25 protein-coding genes are annotated in these 23,324 nt (G+C 41.4%); 24 read left to right on the top strand and 1 reads right to left on the bottom strand.

From position 1 onward, the window contains the following. Position 1 precedes the first annotated feature (1 nt). The 24 genes from hisS (at position 2) to IAE19_RS08920 (ending at position 22,306) form a co-directional block, all read left to right on the top strand. Positions 2-1,294: a histidine--tRNA ligase gene (hisS, locus tag IAE19_RS09035; RefSeq protein ID WP_200460609.1), complete on the top strand. Its 1,293-nt coding sequence runs from the start codon at positions 2-4 to the stop codon at positions 1,292-1,294. Positions 1,295-1,323: 29 nt separating this feature from the next. Next, positions 1,324-2,025 carry a YfgM family protein gene (locus IAE19_RS09030; RefSeq protein ID WP_200460608.1) on the top strand — a complete coding sequence of 234 codons (702 nt, stop codon included), beginning with the start codon at positions 1,324-1,326 and terminating at the stop codon, positions 2,023-2,025. Beyond that, positions 2,025-3,173: an outer membrane protein assembly factor BamB gene (gene bamB / locus IAE19_RS09025; RefSeq protein ID WP_200460607.1), complete on the top strand. Its 1,149-nt coding sequence runs from the start codon at positions 2,025-2,027 to the stop codon at positions 3,171-3,173. Before IAE19_RS09030 ends, bamB begins: the two co-directional genes overlap by 1 nt. 181 nt (positions 3,174-3,354) lie before the next feature. Further along, a complete protein-coding gene (gene der, locus IAE19_RS09020) occupies positions 3,355-4,764 on the top strand; it encodes a ribosome biogenesis GTPase Der (protein ID WP_200460606.1) in 1,410 nt (469 codons plus the stop codon). 164 nt (positions 4,765-4,928) lie between these two features. Next, positions 4,929-5,540 carry a beta-ketoacyl synthase chain length factor gene (locus IAE19_RS09015; protein ID WP_200460605.1) on the top strand — a complete coding sequence of 204 codons (612 nt, stop codon included), beginning with the start codon at positions 4,929-4,931 and terminating at the stop codon, positions 5,538-5,540. After that, positions 5,534-6,331, top strand: coding sequence for a lysophospholipid acyltransferase family protein (locus IAE19_RS09010; RefSeq protein ID WP_200460604.1), 798 nt, complete (start codon positions 5,534-5,536; stop codon positions 6,329-6,331). Before IAE19_RS09015 ends, IAE19_RS09010 begins: the two co-directional genes overlap by 7 nt. Next, positions 6,328-6,588, top strand: a complete 261-nt coding sequence (locus tag IAE19_RS09005; RefSeq protein WP_200460603.1) for a phosphopantetheine-binding protein — start codon at positions 6,328-6,330, stop codon at positions 6,586-6,588. Before IAE19_RS09010 ends, IAE19_RS09005 begins: the two co-directional genes overlap by 4 nt. A gap of 3 nt (positions 6,589-6,591) precedes the next feature. Beyond that, the gene (locus IAE19_RS09000; protein ID WP_200460602.1) at positions 6,592-6,846 is read left to right on the top strand and encodes an acyl carrier protein; all 255 of its coding nucleotides are present in this window, start codon (positions 6,592-6,594) and stop codon (positions 6,844-6,846) included. Beyond that, on the top strand, positions 6,843-7,406 hold the full coding sequence (locus IAE19_RS08995) for a septation protein IspZ (protein ID WP_200460601.1): 564 nt from the start codon (positions 6,843-6,845) through the stop codon (positions 7,404-7,406). The genes IAE19_RS09000 and IAE19_RS08995 overlap by 4 nt, the downstream gene beginning before the upstream one ends. Then, on the top strand, positions 7,390-9,063 hold the full coding sequence (locus tag IAE19_RS08990; protein ID WP_200460600.1) for an AMP-binding protein: 1,674 nt from the start codon (positions 7,390-7,392) through the stop codon (positions 9,061-9,063). Before IAE19_RS08995 ends, IAE19_RS08990 begins: the two co-directional genes overlap by 17 nt. Further along, the gene (locus IAE19_RS08985) at positions 9,060-9,800 is read left to right on the top strand and encodes a glycosyltransferase family 2 protein (protein WP_227612219.1); all 741 of its coding nucleotides are present in this window, start codon (positions 9,060-9,062) and stop codon (positions 9,798-9,800) included. The genes IAE19_RS08990 and IAE19_RS08985 overlap by 4 nt, the downstream gene beginning before the upstream one ends. Before the next feature lie 2 nt (positions 9,801-9,802). Next, a complete protein-coding gene (locus IAE19_RS08980) occupies positions 9,803-10,726 on the top strand; it encodes an acyltransferase (RefSeq protein WP_200460599.1) in 924 nt (307 codons plus the stop codon). Between the two features lie 28 nt (positions 10,727-10,754). Then, a complete protein-coding gene (locus IAE19_RS08975) occupies positions 10,755-12,314 on the top strand; it encodes an HAL/PAL/TAL family ammonia-lyase (protein WP_200460655.1) in 1,560 nt (519 codons plus the stop codon). Continuing rightward, complete coding sequence (locus tag IAE19_RS08970) at positions 12,304-12,735, top strand: acyl-CoA thioesterase (protein ID WP_200460598.1); 432 nt, start codon at positions 12,304-12,306, stop codon at positions 12,733-12,735. The genes IAE19_RS08975 and IAE19_RS08970 overlap by 11 nt, the downstream gene beginning before the upstream one ends. Before the next feature lie 35 nt (positions 12,736-12,770). Continuing rightward, on the top strand, positions 12,771-13,394 hold the full coding sequence (locus IAE19_RS08965; RefSeq protein ID WP_413784501.1) for a LolA family protein: 624 nt from the start codon (positions 12,771-12,773) through the stop codon (positions 13,392-13,394). Beyond that, positions 13,363-15,693: an MMPL family transporter gene (locus tag IAE19_RS08960; RefSeq protein ID WP_200460596.1), complete on the top strand. Its 2,331-nt coding sequence runs from the start codon at positions 13,363-13,365 to the stop codon at positions 15,691-15,693. Before IAE19_RS08965 ends, IAE19_RS08960 begins: the two co-directional genes overlap by 32 nt. 22 nt (positions 15,694-15,715) lie before the next feature. Next, complete coding sequence (locus IAE19_RS08955) at positions 15,716-17,026, top strand: NAD(P)/FAD-dependent oxidoreductase (protein ID WP_200460595.1); 1,311 nt, start codon at positions 15,716-15,718, stop codon at positions 17,024-17,026. 1 nt (position 17,027) lies between these two features. Beyond that, the gene (locus IAE19_RS08950; RefSeq protein ID WP_200460594.1) at positions 17,028-17,564 is read left to right on the top strand and encodes a DUF3261 domain-containing protein; all 537 of its coding nucleotides are present in this window, start codon (positions 17,028-17,030) and stop codon (positions 17,562-17,564) included. 8 nt (positions 17,565-17,572) lie between these two features. Beyond that, the gene (locus IAE19_RS08945) at positions 17,573-18,778 is read left to right on the top strand and encodes a beta-ketoacyl-[acyl-carrier-protein] synthase family protein (protein WP_200460593.1); all 1,206 of its coding nucleotides are present in this window, start codon (positions 17,573-17,575) and stop codon (positions 18,776-18,778) included. After that, on the top strand, positions 18,778-19,221 hold the full coding sequence (locus tag IAE19_RS08940) for a hotdog family protein (RefSeq protein ID WP_200460654.1): 444 nt from the start codon (positions 18,778-18,780) through the stop codon (positions 19,219-19,221). The genes IAE19_RS08945 and IAE19_RS08940 overlap by 1 nt, the downstream gene beginning before the upstream one ends. Next, complete coding sequence (locus tag IAE19_RS08935) at positions 19,218-19,943, top strand: 3-ketoacyl-ACP reductase FabG2 (RefSeq protein ID WP_200460592.1); 726 nt, start codon at positions 19,218-19,220, stop codon at positions 19,941-19,943. Before IAE19_RS08940 ends, IAE19_RS08935 begins: the two co-directional genes overlap by 4 nt. Further along, positions 19,943-21,166, top strand: a complete 1,224-nt coding sequence (locus IAE19_RS08930) for a beta-ketoacyl-ACP synthase (RefSeq protein ID WP_200460591.1) — start codon at positions 19,943-19,945, stop codon at positions 21,164-21,166. Before IAE19_RS08935 ends, IAE19_RS08930 begins: the two co-directional genes overlap by 1 nt. A gap of 12 nt (positions 21,167-21,178) precedes the next feature. Next, entirely contained in the window at positions 21,179-21,613 is a 435-nt protein-coding gene (locus IAE19_RS08925) for an excinuclease (protein WP_200460590.1), read from the top strand. A gap of 36 nt (positions 21,614-21,649) precedes the next feature. After that, positions 21,650-22,306 carry a 4'-phosphopantetheinyl transferase family protein gene (locus IAE19_RS08920; protein WP_200460589.1) on the top strand — a complete coding sequence of 219 codons (657 nt, stop codon included), beginning with the start codon at positions 21,650-21,652 and terminating at the stop codon, positions 22,304-22,306. Between the two features lie 50 nt (positions 22,307-22,356). On the opposite strand, the gene secF is transcribed toward IAE19_RS08920, so the two are convergent. Further along, positions 22,357-23,322, bottom strand: a complete 966-nt coding sequence (gene secF / locus IAE19_RS08915; RefSeq protein ID WP_200460588.1) for a protein translocase subunit SecF — start codon at positions 23,320-23,322, stop codon at positions 22,357-22,359. Between the last annotated feature and the right edge of the window lie 2 nt (positions 23,323-23,324).

Here is a 23,324-nt window from a genome sequence, read left to right as displayed (position 1 = left end):
CATGAGTTCAATTGTTGCAATTAAAGGTTTTAACGATATTCTTCCAAGTCAGACGGCTGCGTGGAGACGTTTAGAACAACATCTGGCATCTTTAATGGATACTTATGGCTATCAGCAAATTCGATTGCCGATTGTTGAACAAACAGGTTTATTTAAACGCGCCATTGGTGATGCGACCGATATTGTTGAAAAAGAAATGTATACCTTTTTTGACAAGGGAACTCCGCCTGAATCATTGACCTTGCGCCCTGAAGGTACTGCAGGTTGCGTTCGCGCGATGCTAGAACATAACTTATTGCGGGGTGCAACTCCACGAGTCTGGTATCTTGGACCGATGTTTCGTTATGAAAAACCACAAAAGGGACGTTATCGCCAGTTTCATCAGTTTGGTGTGGAAACTTTTGGGGTCGCAACGCCTGATATTGATGCTGAAGTCATTTTATTGACAGCACGTTTATGGAAACGTATGGGCGTGGCAGATAAAGTTCAATTGGAACTGAATACTCTGGGCGAGATGGACGAGCGTGCAGAATATCGCACTGCCTTGGTGGAGTTTTTGACCCAACATAAAGACGCGCTAGATGAGGATTCACAACGCCGTTTGACGACCAATCCTTTACGGATTTTAGATTCAAAGATTGAATCAACTCAAAAAATTCTGGAAAATGCACCGAAATTGCATGACTTTCTTAAAGAAGACAGCATGAATCACTTTAAACAACTGCAACAGTATTTAAGTGATGCGGGTATTTCTTTTGTGATTAACCAAAAATTGGTACGCGGTCTGGATTATTATAATAAAACCGTTTTTGAATGGACGACTACAGCACTCGGTTCACAGGGCACGGTTTGTGCAGGTGGACGTTATGATGGTTTGGTTGGTCAGTTGAAAGGTAAAGTGGATCAATCGGTTCCTGCTGTTGGTTTTGCTATGGGAATGGAGCGTTTACTGTTGCTTCTAGAACAAGTAGAACACGCTCAGGAAACGCGTGATTGTGACGTGTTTTTGGTAGCCGAACCTGCGTATCAGGGACGTGCTTTGATTTTGGCAGAACAATTGCGTGATCAGCTTGAAGCAATTAATAGCCAGCTTCGTCTCAAAACAGGTTCTCAGGGCAGTATGAAAAGCCAGATGAAAAAAGCAGACCAGTCAGGTGCCGTGTACGCCATGATTTTGGGCGAGCGTGAATGGGAAGCTGGTGAATTAAATGTAAAAGAGCTGGCAACAGCTGAACAATCCAATGTAGCGATTGATCAACTGGTTTCATTTTTAACTGAAAAATTGGCAAAATAAGCGAAAAAGCTGAAGGATAAGGAACGTAGATGAGTGCGTTAACTGAAGAAGAACAACTGGATCATTTAAAGTCGTTCGGGAAAAAATATGGCTCTGCCATTATTAGCGGTATTTTAATTGCGCTCATCGCCTTTTTTGGATGGCAATATTGGCAGAAAAAAACACTAGCTGAAAATCAGGTGCGTACTGCAAAAGTACAGCAGTTAATAGATCAGGCGCAAGGTGCTGAATCAAACCCAGATGCTCTAAGTAATTTATATGCGTCAGCAGATAAAATTACCAAAGATGCGCCAGATTCAGTACAAGCGATTCAAACTGAACTGATGCTGGCGAAGGTAGCGTATGACAAAGCCGATTATGCAGCAGCAGAAAAGTCATTGAAGAAAGTTGAAAACTCAAAGCTTAATGATGATGGTTTATTACAACTGGTTAAACTTCGTCTGGCTTACGCTCAACTTGCACAAAATAAATATGATGATGCCTTGAAAACATTGGCTTTAGTCACTGATCCTGCATTCAAAGCAACGGCTGAAGAGGCTCGTGGCGATATTTATGTCGCTAAAAAAGATATTGCTTCTGCAAAAAAAGCGTATCAAAGCGCATGGGATGATTTATTAAAGCGCAAGCAAGAGCGTCAAATTTTACAAATTAAACTCGAAAGTGTTGGCGTTTTAGTAGATGATCCTGAGATTGAACGCCCGATTTTAGACACACAGGTGGATAAGTCTTAATGGATAGAAAATTTACGCTCCCGTTTGCGCTTGCATTGGTTGCAGCAGCTTTAGTTGGTTGCTCAAGTAATAAACTTAAGGTGGAAGAGCCGAAACCGAATCCTTTGCCAAAACTGGCACAGGCAAAAACGCTGGTTCCAGTATTTTCACAAAGTGTTTCTTCAACAAACGAAGCAGATCCACTACGTTTGCAGCTTGACTCTGATAATGGCGTGAATTTTATTGTCAATCCAAAAGGTGAAGTCTCTGCCTATCGTGGTAAACAACGTCTATGGGAAACTCGTGTAAATAAACACGGCTTGACGTCAGGTGTTGAAGCCAAAGAAGGCGTAGTGCTAGTGGGAACTGCCAAAGGTGAATTGTTTGCTCTGGATCAGGCAACGGGTCAACAAAAATGGCAAGCTCAACTAAGTGGAGCTTTGCTTAGTCCGTCTCTGGTGCATGATGGACGTGCGATTACTATTGCCAATGATGGCACGGTATTTGCGCATGATGTAAAAACTGGGCAGCAGCTTTGGGCCTATAAAATGCCGAATGTGCAATTCAGCCTGCGTGGACAGCCATCACCTGTGATGTTGGATGATTATACTGTAATAGTTGCATCTGCTAATGCATATGTCTATGGGATTGATGTGATTAGTGGTGTCCCACGTTTTCAGCGCCGTGTTGCAGTCAGTGAAGGGCGTTCAGATGTACAACGTCTGATTGATATCGATGGTGATCCAGTAGTCGTGGGTCAGTTTCTCGTGACGACCAGTTATCAGGGGCAAGTTACTGTGATTGATGTTGCTGCACAGCAAGTCGTTTGGAGCGAAGATGCGAGCAGTAATAAACGTGCTGAGGTCAGCAATGACAGAGTATTCGTGGCACAAACCGATGGAAAACTGGTGGCCTATAACCTGACCACAGGCGAAAAAGCATGGGAAAGTGATGTTCTGATGCATCGTCAACTGAGTAATCCAGTGATGTTAGGTTCCGACTTAGTGGTAGGTGATTTGGATGGTTATTTGCATCTGATTGATCCAAACAGTGGAGAGCTTGTTGGCCGATCCAAAACTAGTGGTGAAGTGCGTACTTTGCGTGTCGTGGATAATCAGCTTTATGTATCAACACGCAAAGGTGCATTTACTGTTTGGCAAAATCGTTAATTTTAGACGGGCTTGTGCTAAACTAGCAGCTAGCGAATTTTATGCTTCATATTCGTCGGGGTGTTTGAATACACAATATTCAAAACCCCGTTGTTTTTTATTCAGGTCCTTGACCTAAAATCTTCCTTATTATTTCCTTGTTCATGCCAAAAAATGGCTGATCTTGAATGTAGGTTAATTTATGAAACCCGTTATTGCGCTCATTGGTCGTCCCAACGTCGGAAAATCAACGCTATTTAACCAGATTACCAAGAGTCGTGATGCACTTGTTGCCGATTTTGCGGGACTTACTCGTGACCGTAAATATGGTGATGCCGTTTACCAAAATAAATCATTTATTGTGGTTGATACTGGCGGTATCGGTGAGAGTGAAGCGGGGATTGACGCCTACATGGCTGAGCAATCGAAAACTGCCATCAATGAAGCCGATATTATTATTTTTGTGGTTGATGCACGTGCAGGGCTTTTAGCCTCAGATGAACAAATTGCGCGTGAAATACGTAGTCTTGGCAAGAAAGTTTATCTGGTCGCAAATAAAGTAGATGGTGTGCATGCGGAAGCGGCAGTGGTTGAGTTTTATAAACTAGGTTTTGGTGAACCTTTACACGTTGCCGCGAGCCATGGGCGTGGTGTAGCCCAGATGCTTGAAGATGTGCTTGCAGATGTACCAGAGGATGAAAGTTCAGAAGAACACGATAAAAATACGGGCTTGCGTTTAGCCATTATTGGTCGTCCAAATGTCGGTAAGTCTACGTTGGTCAACCGCTTATTGGGTGAAGATCGTGTGGTGGCATTTGACCAACCAGGAACTACACGTGATTCGGTTTATATTCCGTTTGAGCGTGATGGTCGTAAATACACGTTGATCGATACCGCAGGTGTACGTCGTAAAGGTAAAGTTGATGAAATGATTGAGAAATTCTCAGTCGTGAAAACGTTACAGGCGATGAAAGATGCGCATGTTGTTGTTGTGGTGGCAGATGCTCGTGATGGGATCGTAGAACAAGACTTACATTTAATTGGTTACGCGCTTGAAGCAGGTCGTGCCATGGTGATCGCCATTAATAAATGGGACAACATGACTGAATACGATCGCAAACAATGTAAACTGGACGTTGAACGTCGTTTTGACTTTATCCCTTGGGCAAAAATTCATTTGATTTCTGCTTTACATGGAACGGGAGTCGGTGAACTTTACCCATCGATTCACCGTGCTTATGAGTCGGCGAATTTAAAAGTTTCGCCAGCAAAATTGACCCAGATTTTAAATGATGCGACAGAAGCACATCAGCCACCAATGATCAGTGGTCGCCGAATAAAAATGCGTTATGCGCATATGGGTGGACAAAATCCACCCACTATTGTCATTCATGGAAATAAAGTGGACAAAACGCCAGCTGACTATCGTCGTTATCTGGAGAATGTGTTCCGTAAAGTTTATAAACTTGAAGGTACTCCGGTTCGAATTGATTTTAAAACCTCTGAAAACCCATTTGAAGGACGTAAGTCGCAATTGGATGAACGTGTGGCTGCACGTCGTCGTCGTTATATTCAGAAATTCAAAAAAGCAGAGAAAAAATTTAAACGTTAAATTCCCCATAATTTTAAACCCCGATTCAGTTTCGGGGTTTTTTTATTTAAAAGCACTGCATCTCATTGTTATTTCAGATAAAATGTAATTTTTTGTTAATTTGGAGACTGGTGCTATAATTTTGCACCAATTTCTTCCCCCTTTGTCATAGGCTCGCATTCAGCATGATCAGACTTCATCTATCTGCGCTTCGACTGTGCTGTACACAAGATGAGTGTACGGCGCTAGAGTCTTTGCCTGCCATGCAGCGCAGAAGACTTTCGCCTTTGGCAAAAATGGCGATCAATATAGCCATGCAAACGTTAGAGCAGAACCCTGTTGAGTATATTGTTTGGGTCTCGCGTTATGGCGATGAAACAAAAACACTGGCTATTTTGCAGGATGTTTTAACCAGTCAAACGCCGTCACCTACACAATTTTCAACCTCGGTTCATAATGCAATTGCGGGCCTTTATTCTATTCTATGTAAAGACGATACCATTTCGACCAGTTTAAGTTGTGGTTGGTCAGAAGCATTGATCGAAGCCTATGCCATTTTAAAAAGTCAGCCTCAGATCAAAACAGTTTTGCTGGTTTACTATGATGCGCCTTTGCCTGACATTTATCAGGATCAACACGTTTTTGAACCATTTGCAATGTCGACCTTAATTCGTCTGGAACATGCCAATGTTGAATTGAGTGCCGTTGAGCAGACTCAACAAATTGACGCGCTGAATTTTTATGCGTTTTGGCAAGATAAGCATCAGACAAAACTGCTAGGATGGCAAAAATGTTAAATCGGGCATCATTAAAAAATAAAATCAATTATATTTGGCGTGTCGGGGCAACAGGTTTTAGCTTTGCCAGTTTTGGGATTGGGGGCGTGGCAATCGCAATGGTAGTTGCCCCGTTAATGAATTTAACTGCACATGATCAGGCGACTCGCCAACAACGCGCCCAGCAGGTGATTCGTACCAGTTTTAAGGGCTTTACCGAGATGATGGTCAAACTGGGTATTATGACTTATTCGGTGGAGGGTTTGGAAAAACTACAGCAAAGCCAAAAAGAGTTGGTCATAGCTAATCATCCGACTTTAATTGATGTAGTGATATTAATTAGACTCATGCAGCAAGCCAATTGTGTAGTGAAACAGTCACTTTGGTCAAACCCATTTACACGTGGGCCTGTACGTAGTGCGGGTTACATTTTAAATGCAGGATCTAATCAATTTATCCATGATTGTGTTACACGCTTGCAGCAGCCTAATGCTGCATCGTTAATCATTTTTCCTGAAGGAACAAGGACACAAAAAGATGAACAAATTAATGAGTTCCAACGTGGAGCCGCCAATATTGCCATTCGTGCCGATGTTCCGATTCGACCTGTGTTAATTCGTTGTACGCCTACCACCTTAACCAAAAATGAAAAGTGGTATCACATTCCTTCAAAACCTTTTCATATTGAGATTAAAGTTTTGGATGCCATCCATATTTCAGAGGTACTTTCTGATTTGACGGTCAGTCCTAAAAATGTTCGCGTTCTCAATCAGTATTTACACCACTTTTTTAAACAAGAGTTATCTAAATGAGCAATTTGGCCAACGAATTAAAACAAATGATTATTGATGTTTTAGCGCTTGAAGACATCGCTATTGAGGATATTGATGATCAGGCACCATTATTTGGAGAGGGGTTAGGACTAGATTCAATTGACGCTTTGGAGTTAGGACTTGCCCTGAAGAAACGTTACAACATTCATTTAAATGCTGAGTCGGATGAAACCAAACAGCATTTTCGCTCAATCCAAAGTCTGGTGACTTTGGTTGAAGCTCAACAAAAAGTATAAGAGGTGACTATGTTAAGTCAGGAACATATTCTTTCTACCTTGCGTGAATGGATGGAAGATTTATTCGAAATTGAACCAGAAACTATTCAACTCGAATCCAATCTATATTCGGATTTAGATGTTGATAGCATCGATGCAGTGGATTTAATTGTAAAAATTAAAGAGTTAACTGGTAAGCAAGTGAAGCCAGAAGACTTTAAAAATGTCAGAACAGTTCATGATGTCGTGACTGTGATTCAAAACATGACAACGGAATGAATCGACTTTTGAAATGGATCACAGCGATCTTTTTTATCGCTTATCCTTTTGTTGTGGGCTGGAGTCTGGCGCATGGTCATTTTTTTGCCGTCAGCATATTGCTAGTGGCTTTGGGTTTATCGCGTCTGGTGTTTAAATCTAATGCATTGCTATGGCCACTGGCCATGTTTGCCATTTTATGTGGTGGCTTAAGCGTGATATTGAATGACCATGCATGGCTTAAATTTTATCCAGTTCTGATGAGCCTCGGAGCTTTGGGTATATTTGCATCGACATTATGGCGACCACCGTCCATGATTGAGCGATTTGCACGAATCATGCAACCTGATTTACCTGAATCTGGCGTACAATGGACGCGGAAAGTCACTATGGTGTGGTGTGGTTTTTTCCTTGGAAATGCTGCTATTGCATGGTGTACCATTGTTTATACATCTACACAGATTTGGGTGCTGTATAACGGTTTTATTTCTTATGTCTTAATGGGCATTCTTTTACTCGGTGAATTTATTTTAAGAAAGCGCCATCAGCGTTTGAACAATAACGATGAACAAGTTTTTTAACTCCTTTATTCAGTCGCATCAGACTTTAGCGATTACTGCTGATCAGCAGCACATTTCATTTGCTGCTTTTTGGCAGGATGTGTCGCAGCAAGCGCAATTGATTTCTTTACGCCCTGAAAGCATTTGGGCGCTTTGGCAACAAGACAGTTATGAGTTTCTGGTGTTGTTGTTTGCTGCACTTCAAGCAAAAAAAAGAGTATTGTTGCCTCCGCATCGGGTTGCGCAGCTTGAGCAAAATTTAGCTGCACAAAATATTTACTTTTTATCACGTCAGACTTCGACTGAAGTTACGCCTAGCTTTGCACTTGATTTTAGCGATCAGTTTATTGATCAAGCACAGATCGTTTTTTACACTTCTGGTTCGACAGGTGAACCAAAACATATTCAGCGTACTCTCCTTCAATTATTCAATGAGGTCAAAGGGCTGAATCAAACTTTTTCATTGCCTGAAGCCGTTATTGCATTAGCAACCGTAAGTCATCAGCATATTTACGGTTTATTGTTTAAAGTGCTTTGGCCATTACTTACAGGGCGAAGTTTTTATAGCCCACAACTGGCTTTCCCAGAAGATGTGATTGGCATACAAAGGCACTTTGCTGAACAAGGATTAGTAAACTATGTGATTTCAAGTCCAGCTTTGCTCAAACGCTGGACATTGGATTTGGAGCTAGTCAACAGTCTGGCAGTTTTTTCTTCTGGCGGTAAGTTGGAAAAAGGCGTCCGACCTTTGCTTAATCAGTCAATCACTGAGATTTTTGGAAGTTCAGAGACGGGTGGAATTGCCTATCGGACTGAAGATGAAAGTGCATGGCAAGCCTTTGCAGATGTCAAAGTTGAAATTCAGCAACAATGTTTAAAAGTACAAACTGAGCATGCATTTAGCACAGATTGGATTGAAACAGGCGATCTAGCAGAATGGCATGATGTTACTGATTTAGCATCAGGATTTAAATTGCTTGGGCGTGCAGATCGTTTGATTAAGCTGGAAGAAAAACGCCTCAGTCTGGATGCGATTGAACAAACCATCCAAACCTTAGCAGAGATAAAACAATGTCATGCTCTATTAATAGAGCAGGAACAGCGTCAGTTTTTGGCTTGTATCGTGGTGTTGCACGATGCTGCACATCAACACTTGCAACAAATAGGTAAACAGGCATTTGTATCTGGGTTAAAACAACAATTGCATGGTCAGTTGGAAAATATTGCGACTCCACGTTTATGGCGATTCTTGACAGAACTGCCACAAAATAGTCAGTCTAAGCTGGATAAACAATATTTAAAAAGTTTGTTTCAACCTATGTTAGAACCTGTGATTCTATCACGTTCGCAGGTAGATGAATGCCGTCAACTGAAACTGGAATTTACCCCTGAACTACTATGTTTTAAAGGGCATTTTCCAAACCAGCCCATTTATCCTGGTGTTGGGCAGATTGGATTTATTCAGACATTTGCCAAACACATTTGGGCTGATCTGGATTGGTGTAATGGTTATGAACAACTTAAATTTCAGCATCTGATTCGCCCTTATCATGTCATTGAATTAAAGCTGACACGTAAACAGCATAAAGTGAGTTTTCAGCTATCTGATGCAGAGCAAACTCTGGCTTCTGGCCGTTTGTTGTTTGCATTGAAAGATTTGGATCGGGAGACTATATGATGCACGCTTATGGTTTTGTTATTCCAGTATTTAATCATCCCCATTATCTTAATAAGCTTATAGCAACCTTGAACCAGTATAATTTGCCTATGATCGTGGTGAATGACGGCAGTAATGCTGAATGTACAAAGCAATTGAAAGCTTTGGATCACGATTATTCACAGCTTCATTTAATCGAGCATGATCAGAATCAAGGCAAAGGTCAGGCCGTGATTACTGGCTTGAACTATGCAGGGCAAATGGGTCTCAGCCATGCCTTACAATTAGATGCTGATGGACAACATCACTGGGCTGACATTGATAAGTTTTTGCAATTATCTCAGCAACAACCTCATGCTGTTGTGATTGGGCAACCTATGTTTGATTTATCAGTCCCCAAGAAACGCTTGTATGGACGTTATTTGACGCATATCTGGGTCTGGATCAACAGTTTATCCTTTGATATTAAAGACAGCATGTGTGGTTTTCGAGTATATCCTTTAGAGCCAACTTTGAAGATTTTAAAACAAGCAAAATTCCAGCCACGTATGGGTTTCGACAGTGAAATTCTAGTCCGTCTGAAATGGGAAAATATTGCATTTATTAATGTTCCAACCCCCGTTATTTATCCAGAGCATGGAATTTCTCATTTTAATGTCTGGCGCGACAACTTGGGTATGAGTCAAGCACATGCACGATTATTTGCGGGTATGCTTTGGCGGTTACCCAAACTCCTCAAACAAAAAATGCAAGGTTAGACATGCAGCGCCCATCTTCTAACTGGAGCAATAGTAAAGAGCGCGGTGGACTGGGTCTGCTGACGTTGGTGTTATATTTTTATCGCTTGGGTGGACGTTGGTTATGTAGGATCGTATTGTACTTTGTTATTTTGTGGTACTGGCTATTTGCAGTCTCTGCACGGCAGGCATCACTCAATTATATGCGTCAATTACATTTGTTCGCAGGTGTAAATTCTCCATTTCCAAATGGACCTTCATTGGCAAACAGCTATCAGCATTTTATCCAGTTTGGGACGAGTATTTTGGACAAAATGGAAGGCTGGCTTGGGCATATCCCTGAACAAGAGTTGCAATTATTTGGTCATCAGCATTTTCAACAAACCTATCAGAAAGGCGCATTATTGGTCGTATCTCATTTCGGCAATATTGAATTATTGCGCGCTGTCAAATCTCAGCATTCTCAGAAAATTAATGTATTGGTCTATCAAAAACATGCTACGCAATTTAATACTTTTCTGAAAAAGCTCAATGATCAGGCAGATATTAATTTGATTTCTGTGGATGAATTAGGATTAGAAACAGCCATTTTATTAGAAGAAAAAATGCAACACGGTGAATGGGTCATTGTGGCGGCGGATCGTGCGCCAGTGCATTCGAATCGCGTTCAACATATTGATTTTCTCGGTCAGGAAGCAGTATGGCCGCAAGGGGCATGGATTTTAGCAAGTTTGCTCAAAGTTCCTGTTCTGGCCGTGTTTTGTTATCGACAGCATCAACACTTTGAAGTTCATATTCATAAAATTACAGATATTATTGATTTACCAAGAAAAAATCGTATACATGCCATGCAAACCGTGACCCGAAAATATGTGACTTTGCTTGAGCAGCATTGCTTACGCGCACCTTACCAATGGTTTAATTTTTATCATTTTTGGACGAAATAAGTTGAATAACAGTATATCAAATACGGCTATCGGACAGTTAATCACCGTAGGAATTGAACCATTAAGTATTGAAGATGTGGTACGTGTTGCACATGGACATGATCGAGTTACTTTACCCCAACAGCCAGCATGGCATGATTTTATTCAAAAAGGCGCTGACTTTCTGGATGAGTTATTAGAACAGGAAGGTGTTATCTATGGAGTAACGACAGGTTATGGCGATTCCTGTCTTGTTGAAGTTCCTGCACATCAGGTTAATGAATTGCCCTTACACCTTTCTCGTTTTCATGGTTGTGGTTTGGGTAAAAATTTGGAACTGGTTACAGCTCGTGCTGTGGTGGTAACGCGATTATGTTCTTTGGCAAGAGGATATTCAGGGGTTTCATTGGCATTGTTAGAACGTTTAGTTTGGTTACTCAATGAAAATGTGATTCCCGTAATTCCCTCCGAAGGTTCTGTCGGCGCAAGTGGTGATTTAACCCCGCTTTCCTATATTGCAGGTGTGTTGGTGGGTGAGCGAGATGTTTATTACAAAGGACAAATTGTACCTGTACATCAGGTTTATGAAGAAAAAGGTATCGCACCGTTGACCCTACGTCCTAAAGAGGGACTGGCTTTGATGAATGGGACTGCGGTGATGACTGCGATGGCATGTTTAAATTATAAACGTGCCGAGCAAGTGGCTCATACTGCGACGCTAATTACCGCTTTAAATGTGTTGGCGTTAGAGGGTAATCCGACTCATTTTGATGAGGTACTATTTGCACAAAAGCCACATGTTGGACAACAGAAAGTTGCAGCACAATTACGTGACTGGCTAGAAAGTGAAGTCCAGACAGCACCCCAAAGTCCGCGTTTGCAGGATCGTTATTCATTACGCTGTGCGCCACATATTATTGGTGTTTTTGAAGATTCTAAAGTTTGGTTACGTCAATTTATTGAAAATGAATTGAATTCGAGTAACGATAATCCATTGATCGACCCAGTAAACCTGCGTGTTTTACATGGTGGGCATTTCTATGGAGGACATATTGCACAGGCGATGGATAGTTTAAAAATCATGATTGCCAATATTGCCGATTTACTGGATCGCCAATTAGCACAATTGGTTGATCATAAAATGAATCATGGTTTACCACGTAATTTAACAGGTGCCACAGCAGAACGTTTAGCTCTAAATCATGGTTTTAAAGCGGTACAAATTGGCGTGTCTGCATGGACAGCTGAAGCGCTGAAACAGACTTTATCCGCCTCAATTTTTTCACGTTCGACCGAATGTCATAATCAGGATAAAGTCAGCATGGGGACTATTGCTGCACGAGACGCCGAGCGCGTGATTATACTGACTGAACAAGTGGTCGCTGCTTTATGCTGTGCCAGTGTGCAGGCGATTCATTTAAAAGGGCTGAGCCAACAGCTCTCGCCAGTGCTTGGGGCATTTATGAACTGGACGTTACAAAGTTTTGCATTGGTGGTGGAAGACCGACCATTACAAACTGAATTACAACAAATGATTGATCGTTTTGCCAATTTTGAGCTGTCTAATACAGAATGGATGCTGCAACAGGAGCAAATCTATGCAAGCTGAAGTCATCATTGACGTTCCTTTTCATGATGTTGATATTATGAATGTGGTTTGGCATGGGCATTATCTCAAATATTTCGAAATCGCCCGCTGCAAGCTTTTGGATCAGTTTCATTATAACTATATGCAAATGCAAGCTTCAGGTTATGCGTGGCCTGTGATAGAAAGCCATGTACGCTATGCACAGGGTATCCAGTTTGAGCAAAAAATTCGGGTACGTGCGATTTTAAAAGAATGGGAAAATCGCTTAAAAATCGATTATGTGATTTTTGATGAGGCTACTGGAAAACGACTGACCAAAGGTTATACCACACAAGTAGCTGTTGAAATTCAAACACGAGAAATGTGTTTTCAGTCTCCGCAAGTCTTGTTTGATTGTCTGAATGCATGGTCTGAGTTTCACCCCGCGCAGGAGGATCGATAGCAATGTCTTCTATTTTAAATGTACATAAAAAAGGGATGACTTTCGTTTTACTGGCGACATTCATGCTTTTTGTGTTGAGTTTGTCTGCTTCTGTACGGGCAGCTTCGCCACAGGCAGAACAGATTTTCAAGCAACTTTCTCAAACCACGCTGGTACGAGCCAAATTTGAACAAAAGAAAAAATTGGCATCGCTACAAAAAACCTTTGTGTCCAATGGCGATGTAGTTTTTTCCAAAACGAACGGAGTACTTTGGCAGTTACAACGTCCGGTACAGGCAGATCTCGTGGTAACTCCAAAAAAACTGGTACAAAAAACTGCAAAAACCATGAGTCAGCTTGATGTTAGCAAGTCACCATATGGTTCGGTTGCAACGTTATTTTTACAAATCATGTCGGGTAACTCAGCACTTCTGGATCAACATTTTACGGTCAGTAAAACCACTATCACAGCGCAAGGCTGGTCAATGAGTCTGCGTCCTAAAAGTAGCTTATTTAAAAAGTTATTTGTACAGGTCGATGTACAAGGGCAACAGTATGTAAATCAAATTATTATTGCAGAACAAGGTAGTAATACGACCGTGATCAATTTTAGCCAGCAACACTCACAACCCGCGGCACTAACGACTGATGAACAAGTACTTTTCCAACTGGCAAAATAAATGTAGCGTTGTCTGGTTGATCATGCTTATGCTGATCAGTCTGATGATGGGCGTAGCATGGCTAAAAAAAGAGATTCATATTCAGACTAATATTTTTGCCTTGTTGCCTAAGCTCAATCAGAATACTCATTTAGCCGAGACGCAAAATTATGTGAGTGAGCAGCTAAACAACACTATTTTTGTCGTTATTGATGCGAAAAATAGTCAGCAGTTACAGCAGGCAACGGATTATTTGCAAGGTGCAGTTAGTCAAAGTAATGTGTTTGAACCTTTACAAACTCAAGTAGACACTGAACAATTAGGCCGAATTTTATATCAGCATCGTGCTGGTTTACTCAGTCAGGACGACCAACAGTTACTTGATCAAAAAGAGTATACAAGTCTAACTGAAAAAAGTTTGATGCAACTGTTTACGCCAGGTTTGCCTGTAAGTGCCGATAGTTTAAAGCAAGATCCATTGATGTTATTTAGCCGTTATTTGCTTGGGGTGAGTCAACAGGTACAGCATAACAATGTGGAACTGGAAGATGGTTTTGCTACGATTCATGATCATGACAAAATCTCACGGTTATTTACCCTAAAATTAAAACAAAGTCCTTATAACATTGATTATCAGGAACAAGCCTCGGCATGGATAGATGCGACAACGCGGCACCTTGCCAAAATGCAGGTTCAAAGTCATTGGACGGGCACTTTACTATTCTCCAATTATGGTACGCAGTCTGCCAAACAGGAAATCTCGACCATCGGCGTAGGTTCAAGTCTAGGGCTAATTTTGTTGGTCTGGTTTGGTTTTCGTTCGTTGCGGCCTTTATTGACAGAGTTTGTTGCTGTTTCTACAGGCTGTTTAGTGGCTTTCGCTGCCACTCATTGGATATTTGGTGAAATTCACCTGATGACATTGGTCTTTGGTGCAAGCTTAATTGGTGTCTGTGTCGATTTCTCATTTTACTTTATGGCCATGCAATCACAGCATCGCAAACTGAGTGGCTTTGAGGTGCTACGTCCGCTATTGCCGAGTTTGTTTATGGGCCTGATGACCACCGTGGTTGCTTATGTATTTTTGAGTTTCACACCATTTCCTGGGTTTAAACAGATCGCCGTATTTTCGATTGTTGGTTTGGCCTCAGCTTGGTTGACCAGTATTTTATTACTGCCGCGTTTACCTGCATTGAACGCTGAACCTGCAATTCATCGATTAAAGTGGATTGGTGAAATTCGTATTTGGTTTCAACACCATAAGCTAATTCGTTATGGTAGTTTATTGGCCATCATATTCATTGGAATCAGTAGTTTATTTTTTTTGAAAACCAATGATGATATTCGCAATCTGCAAAGTATGGATAAAGCTTTAAAGCAGGAAGACCAATATGTTCGTGAACGCTTTATGGATCAACAAGGGAGTGATTATTTTGTAGTGCAGGGACGTACTCCAGAACAAATGCAAGCTAACGAGCAAATCCTGATTCAAGCGCTAGAGCATTTAAAAAATCAAGATCAACTGACAAGTTTTCAGGCGTTGGGACAATTGATTCCATCGCAGCAACAGCAACGGCAGAATATTACCCAACTTCAATCTATTCCAGAACCTGTTTTAACACAGTATGCGCAAAATATAGGACTATCTGTAAATGAACTAAAAATATGGCAACAACAGTTAACCCAGTTGCCATTATTAACACTTCAGGATTTTAACCAGCATCCATTGGCTTTTTTACAGGTTCATTCCAATGAACGTTTGGTACTTTTAAACGGAATTAAGGATGTCGATGCCTTAAAGCAGTTGCAAAATGAGCAAGTGATTTTGCAGCAACCCATGACCCAGTTATCTGATTTATTTAAGCAACATCGTTTGCAGGCTCAGTATTTACTTATTTATGCGTTGATTGCACTTGCGATTGGTTTGGGCGTGATTTATGGCTGGCGTTCTATCGTTCCGTTGGTCATGCCTGTTAGTCTTGCTCTATTGACGACTTTTGCGATACAGGCATGGTTGGGTGTTGAGCTAAATTTATTTAGTATAATGGGTACTTTTCTGATTGTCGGTATTGGGGTCGATTATGCGATTTTTTATCGACATGGTCATGATCATCCGCAAATCGTAGGTATGGCATTATTCTTATGTATGATGTCAACGTTGTTAGGCTTTGGTTTACTATCGCTTAGTCATACCTATGCGATTCATTGTTTTGGTTTAACTGTACTTTTTGGGGTCATTTTTTCATTTATTTATGCCACATTGTTTACTCCATCTGATGAACAACATGTGGTGATTTCGCACTATCAGTCAAAGAACTGAAATTAAATAAGGTCATTGCGCCATGCAAGATATGCAACAAAATACGATACAACAAACAGATGTAATAATTATTGGGGCAGGTCCATCGGGAAGTTCAGCAGCCGCTCTATTGCGCCAAAAAGGCCTTCAAGTCACCATTATTGAAAAACAACATTTTCCTCGTTTTTCAATTGGTGAGTCTTTATTGCCACAGTGTATGGTCTTTTTAGAGGAAGCAGATTTATTAGGCGCTGTGCGTGAACATGTTGAAAAATGTGCCTTCCAGTTTAAAAATGGTGCTGCATTTTTACGTGGAGACCAGCATAGTTTTTATGATTTTACTCAAAAGTTTAGTGAGGGGCCAGGAACAACATGGCAAGTTCGCCGTGCTGATTTCGATCAGTTATTGGCCGAGCAGGCGCAAGCTCTTGGCGCAGTCATTCGATTTGGACATGAGGTGATTGCCGTTGATGTTGAAACTTCACAACCGATTTTAACGATTCAGCCTGAACAGGGTGAAGCCTATCAAATACAATCAAAATTTTTGTTGGATGCCAGTGGTTTTGGGCGAATTTTACCTAAATTTTTAAATCTGGAATCTCCTTCAAACTTCCCTGTACGTCGTGCTTTGTTTACGCATATTGAAGATGGGATAGGTAATCACTCCGACTTTGATCGCAATAAAATTTTGATTACTGTCCATGATAACGATCACCGTGCGTGGTATTGGCTAATTCCTTTTGCGGACGGTCGCAGTTCTTTTGGTGTAGTGGCCGAGCAGGATTTTTTTGATGCTTATCTGACTGGTGATGCTGAACAAGATCAAAATGAAGTTTTACTAAAACGGATTTTGGCAGACGATGTGAGCCTGTCTAAAATTCTTGGTCAGGCAAAGTTTGATACACCCGTGCGTACATTGGTCGGCTACTCGGCCAATGTCAAACATCTGGCACAGTCGAATTATGCGTTATTGGGCAATGCAGGAGAGTTTTTAGATCCTGTGTTTTCATCCGGGGTGACCATTGCCCTAAAATCATCTAGCTTAGCGATTCCACTGGTGGAGCGTACGATCAATGGTGAAAAGATTGATTGGTTAACAGAATATGAACAACCGTTGCGTCAGGGAATCAATGTATTTCGTGCTTATGTTGAAGCATGGTATACAGGCGAGTTTCAAGATGTTGTATTTTCTAAACATAAAAATCCTGAAATTGAACGTATGATCGCATCACTTTTGGCAGGTTATGCATGGGATGAACGTAATCCTATGTATAAAAATGCAAAACGTCGTCTAGCCACTCTGGCCGAATATTGTCGTGAAGATGTTTCACCTGCACAGTTATCGGAAATTTAAGATGCAATGGATTCGCTTATTTGTATTGAGTTTTACATTTACTGCATTTGCAGGTTGTCAACATATTATGCCAAAAGCTGAGGGTCTTGAGAGTGCCACATGGCAGCAGCAAGCGTATCAGCGTCAAGATCAGGTGGATGTACAATGGCATAAACAAAGTTTTAGTTTCCTGCTATATCAACAGCAGCAGGGGCAGGTACTTAATTTAATTGCCTTAAGTTTAACAGGCCAACCGTTATTTCAAGTTGAATATAATGGCCAAGATGTACTAGTGAAACAGCGTATTGAACAAATGCGTTTATTACCGTTCGAGTTTTTAGTCCGTGATATTTTATGGGCGACTTATCCTGATTTTCCTAGCCAGAAGTCAAAGATCGTTGAAAAAAAATTGAATAAAATTGATCAAGAGATTTATATTCAAAAAAAATTGGTTTTAAAGATTCAGCACCAACACGATCAGATTTATCTTGATAATATTCAGGTGCCTTATCAAATGACGTTTTCACCGATTGAAAATACTTTGCAGTCCAATGAATAGATAACATTATGCAACAAGAATCACATCCTTGTGCCGTTGGCATTCAGTTCAGTTGTAGTCTTTCCGCACTCGGACAGAGTTCGCAACAGTTACGTGAGTATTTGACTGGATTAGACGATACTTTATCCTTACAGTCAGGTTGGTTACCCGAGCGTCCAGTTTGGGTGGGGGCTTATACAGGGCATTTGATTGAAGATTTACCAAGTGACTGCGCGCCTTGGGCATCTCGTAATTTACGCTTTGCCATCACTGCATTGCAGCAGATTGAAAGACCATTACGTCAATTTACTCAGCATATTCATCCAAGCCGTTTAGCGATCATCGTAGGAACTTCAACTTCTGGTATTTCGGATAATGAGCCATTATTAGCCAAATATTTTGAAGGAAAGACGGATATCTCCATTGATCATCACAAACAGGAAATGAATGCCTTGGCCAAAGGGCTACAGGCCTATCTGGGCTGGCAGGGCGCAGCCTATACAATTTCAACGGCCTGTTCCTCTAGTGCCAAAGCATTTATTGCAGGGCAACGCTTACTTCAAGCTGGAATTGCTGATGCTGTTTTGGTGGGGGGAGTAGATACCTTATGTCGTTTGACTTTAAACGGTTTTTATAGTCTAGAGAGTTTATCTACAGGTATTTGTCAGCCCTGTGGTTTAAAACGAGAGGGTATTAATATTGGCGAAGCCGCCAGTTTATTTTTACTCACCCCAGATTCTGCTCCTGTAATGTTCCTGGGTGGAGGAGAGTCGATGGATGCTTGGCATATTTCTGCTCCGCAGCCAGAAGGACTGGGTGCGGCTCAGGCTATGCAACGAGCTTTGGCTCATGCCCAACTCAATGCTGATCAGATTGATTATTTAAATTTGCACGGCACGGCCACACTGCAAAATGATGCAATGGAAATAAAAGCTGTACGTCAAGTTTTTGCAGATCATCCTGTACATTTAAGTAGTAGCAAACATAAAACGGGACATTGTCTGGGGGCAGCTGGTGCGGTAGAAGCTTATATTTGCCAGCAAGTATTACTCGATCACGCATGGTTGCCATTGCACCAACAAGGTGAGATTGATCCTGAACTCGCGGATCAAAACTTTGTGTATCAAAGTGATATCAGTAAAAAAATAGTTGAACGGCCTCTGCGTTATGTAATGAGCAATTCTTTTGCATTTGGTGGCAGTAATGTCAGTCTGGTTTTTGCAAGGACATCATGATGAATATTCTGGAAAAAGCAATTGAATATATTCCGCATCAGGCACCGATGGTATTTATTGATGATTTGATCGAAATTTCTGAATATGGTGCTGTTGCTCGCTTAAATATTCGCTCAGAATTATTATTTTGTGAAATAGAGGGCTTGCCTACATGGACCAGTATTGAGTTGATGGCACAAACCATCAGTGCTTATTCAGGTTGGAAAGGGCAGCAACAAGGTCATACTCCTCGAATTGGTTTTTTATTGGGAACACGTAAGTTAAATCTGCCTATCCCTTTTTTTGAAATGGGGCGTGTTTTATTGATACGGGTTGAACAGCAATATTTACATGAAGGTTTGGGACAATTTGCCTGTGAGATTGAGTATAAAAATCATAAAATCTCGGCCTTGTTAAGTGTTTATGAGCCGACAGGCTATCAAGATAATAAGGAAAATTTGTGAATAGACGAATTTTAGTCACTGGCTCAAGTCGCGGAATTGGTAAAGCAATTGCTTTGCAGTTGGCGCAGGCAGGGTTTGATGTCACCGTTCATGCACGTTCCCGTGTGGAAGAGGCGCAGGGTGTTGCCGAGCAGATCAGAGCATTAGGACAAACTAGTCATGTGCTCATGTTTGATGTAACTGAACGCGATGTCGTTCGTCAGATGCTTGAGCAAGATATTGAAGTTCATGGTGCATTTTATGGTGTGGTTCTAAATGCAGGCCTAACACATGATGCTGCTTTTCCAGCATTGAGTGATCATGAATGGGATGAAGTAATTTCGACTTCTTTGGATGGTTTTTATAATGTTCTTAAACCTTTAATTATGCCCATGATTCATCTTAAACAAGGCGGTCGTATCGTTACATTATCTTCAGTATCCGGAGTGATGGGAAATCGTGGTCAGGTTAACTATAGTGCCGCAAAGGCAGGCTTAATCGGGGCGACTAAGGCTTTATCATTGGAATTGGCGAAACGTAAAATAACGGTCAATTGCGTGGCTCCGGGACTAATTGAAACTGAAATGGTAACTGAAGAAATAAAACAACATGCCTTAAAAATGATTCCACTACAACGGATGGGGAATGTAAATGAAGTCGCCAGTGTGGTGAAATTTTTGTGTTCAGATGACGCATCCTATATCACTCGACAAGTATTTTCAGTCAATGGAGGACTGATTTAATGAAGCGTGTGGTTGTAACAGGCATGGCGGGGATTACTTCATTAGGTGAAACCGCAGATGCTATTTTTGAACAATTTTCTCAGAGTAAAAGCGGCATTCGTTATATGCCAGATTGGGAACAATACACAGATTTGCGTACCAAACTGGGTGGCCCTATAGAGAATTTTACGGTTCCCAAACATTTTAACCGTAAAGTAACACGTGGTATGGGACGCGTTGCCTTGATGTCTGTTGTTTGTGCGGAAAATGCACTAGCAGATGCAGGGTTACTAGAGAATTCAATCCTCAAAAGTGGCGAGGCTGGCGTAGCATTTGGTTCTTCCGCAGGGAGTGTTGATGCTATTCGAGAGTTTGGATGCATGTTGATTGATAACGACATGACCAAGATGAATGCAACCACTTATATTCGAATGATGTCGCATACCAGTGCCGTGAATATGACCGTTTATTTCGGTTTGAAAGGTTTAACGCTTCCTACTTCCAGCGCATGTACATCAGGCTCAATGGCTATTGGTCAAGCTTTTGAAGCGATTAAATACGGTAAACAAACCGTTATGTTGGCCGGTGGTGCGGAAGAATTAAGTGCTGCTGGAGCTGCTGTATTTGATGTGTTACTGGCCACCAGTGGTATGAACGATCAGCCAGAACACACACCGCGTCCATTTGATCAAAAACGTGATGGGCTGGTAATTGGTGAAGGGGCAGGGTGTTTAATTTTAGAAGAATACGAACATGCCAAAGCCCGTGGTGCCAAAATCTATGCAGAGATTTTGGGCTATGGCAGCAATACCGATGGACAACACGTAACTCGGCCTGATCAAGATATGATGGCACGTTGTATGCAACTTGCTCTGAAAGATGCTGGACTTGAGGCGGAACACATAGAGTATGTTAATGCACATGGCACATCGACTGATCAGGGAGATATTGCTGAAACTCAAGCGACTGCACAGGTTCTGGGTAAAAAACCGATTAGCTCGCTGAAAAGTTATTTTGGTCATACGCTTGGTGCTTGTGGTGCGATCGAAGCGTGGCTGAGTATCGAAATGATGCATCGGAAGCAATTTATTCCGACTCTAAATCTGGATGATGTTGATCCGCTTTGTGGTGATCTGGATTATATTACTGAGCAGGCTAGACCTTTAAATGCCAATATTATTATGAGTAACAATTTTGCCTTTGGGGGAATTAATACCTCCTTGATTTTTAAAAACCTTAAATAAGAGGAAAATAACATGTCACTGAAGAAACAACTTAGCTTTGCTGTACTGTGTATGGGATTAATGGGAACTGCACAGGCCGCAGATCAGGTTCATGAGCTTGATTTTAAAGCCGCCGTTGAACGTGCAGTTGCAGATGGGGCATTGGATGGTTCAGTTAAATTTTATTTGAGTGGAACCAAATCTGGTGGACGCGTATTGCAGCAGGGGATCGTTACCAATAAAAAGACCAACGGTTTTGCTAAATCAGCAGAAACGTCTTGTGACTGGGTTTTACGTTCAGCACTGATTCAGTTGCAAAATTCAGCTAAAGCCAAAGGCGGCAATGCTGTGACTAACATTGTGAGCTATTTTAAATCTAATGAAGCGAAAAGTACGACCACGTACCAATGTTACAAAGGAATGGCTGTAGCAAGCGTGGCATTAAAAGGCGATATTGTTAAGTTTTAAGTTAGCCTAAATCTGTTGTAATCAAGACGTGAGCCAATGACCATGAAAAATATTCAAGTGTATATTCGATCATTGGCCGATCTTCTGGATCTATCTATTCAAGATTTTGTCAGTCGTTCTGAATATCATCACTATAAAAAAGTACGCATTTATCAATATCGGGATGAATTAATTGCTAAAGCTTTGAATATTCCCATTTTACAATTGCATTATGAAACGGCGGAACAAGGTAAACCTTATCTCCAGAATCAATCTCTACATTTTAATCATTCACACAGTCAGGATGATTATGCATTAGCGCTCAGCCAGAATGTTCAGGATTTGGGGATCGATATTGAAAGTCTGGATCGTAAGATTCGTTTTGAAGCACTAGCCAAACATGCTTTTCATCCTGAAGAATACCAGTGCTGGAAAGCGCTTGAGGAAGATGTGCATTACTGGTTTAAAGTGTGGACCACGAAAGAAGCTATTTTAAAAGCCCACGGTATGGGGATTCGTCTAGATCTAAATACTCTCAATACCCAAATGCATCCTACGCATGACAGCGGTCAAATTATTGATGATCGTTTAGGCATATTTGCCTACCAATGTTTTGATTTAGGACATGCCATGCTCAGTGTGGCTTGGCGTTCGGGAATGGGGTGTGGTGCGTTTGTCGTACCAAAAATTCAGATTTTGAAAGAAAGTATATAAAAAATGCCAGTATTTCACTGGCATTTTAGTTTTAATTTCTTGAAGGACACTTAAGGAATATCATCTTCAAACTCAGGTTTAACCTGAACAATAAAGTCTTGACGATTTAGACCACGCCATAAAGCAAAGGCCGTTCCGATATAAATCGAAGAATACGTTCCGACAAATACCCCTACACACATGGCTACAGAGAACCATTTTAGGCCATCACCACCCAAGAACATCATAGACACCACTACAAGAAGTAGCGTCATAGATGTATGGATAGTACGACGTAAAGTTTCAGTCAGTGCAATATCTACGATCTCGCGTGGAGTAGCGCCGCGAATCTTACGAAAGTTTTCACGGATACGGTCTGACACCACGATATTATCGTTCAGTGAGAAGCCAATCACGGCTAACACTGCTGCAAGAACAGTTAGGTCAAATGGCCATTGGAACAATGCAAAAGCACCAATGATGATTAGAATGTCATGAAATAATGACATCACTGCACCCATTGCCAATTTGAATTCAAAGCGAATTGTGACGTAGATCAGCATCAGAATTAATGCTAAAGCCACAGCGCCTGCCGAGCGAATATAGAGTTCATTCCCGACTTGTCCACCGACAGCATCGACTTTGTGTACCATAGCCGTGTTGTTCGGAAGCTGAACGGCCTGAGTAATAGTTTTATTCAGGTCTTCAACTTCGTGTTCTTGCACAGGCATGCGTACGATCAGGTCTTTATTGCTACCCAAGGTTTGTACCACGGCATCTTTAAAGCCTGCTTTCGCCAATGCTTGAGTCACCGCAGCCTGATTGACAGGCTGAGAGTAATTAATTTCTGCTGAAATACCACCCGTAAAATCCAGACCAAGGTTTAGGCCCTTGGTAGCAATGAAGAAAATACTAGCAATAGTCAGTAGAATCGAGAAGATCGCCGCTGGTTTGGCAATCTTCATGAACGGGATGATGCGTTCATCATCCGGACGGCCATAAAGTTTTTGTTTCGGTTGAGTCACATCAGTCATCATCG

It is taken from the genome of Acinetobacter sp. S40 (assembly GCF_016624705.1).
Taxonomy (GTDB): Bacteria; Pseudomonadota; Gammaproteobacteria; order Pseudomonadales; family Moraxellaceae; genus Acinetobacter.
The sequence above is the reverse complement of the archived record's forward strand: the minus strand, read 5'-3'. Positions and strand labels throughout refer to the sequence as shown.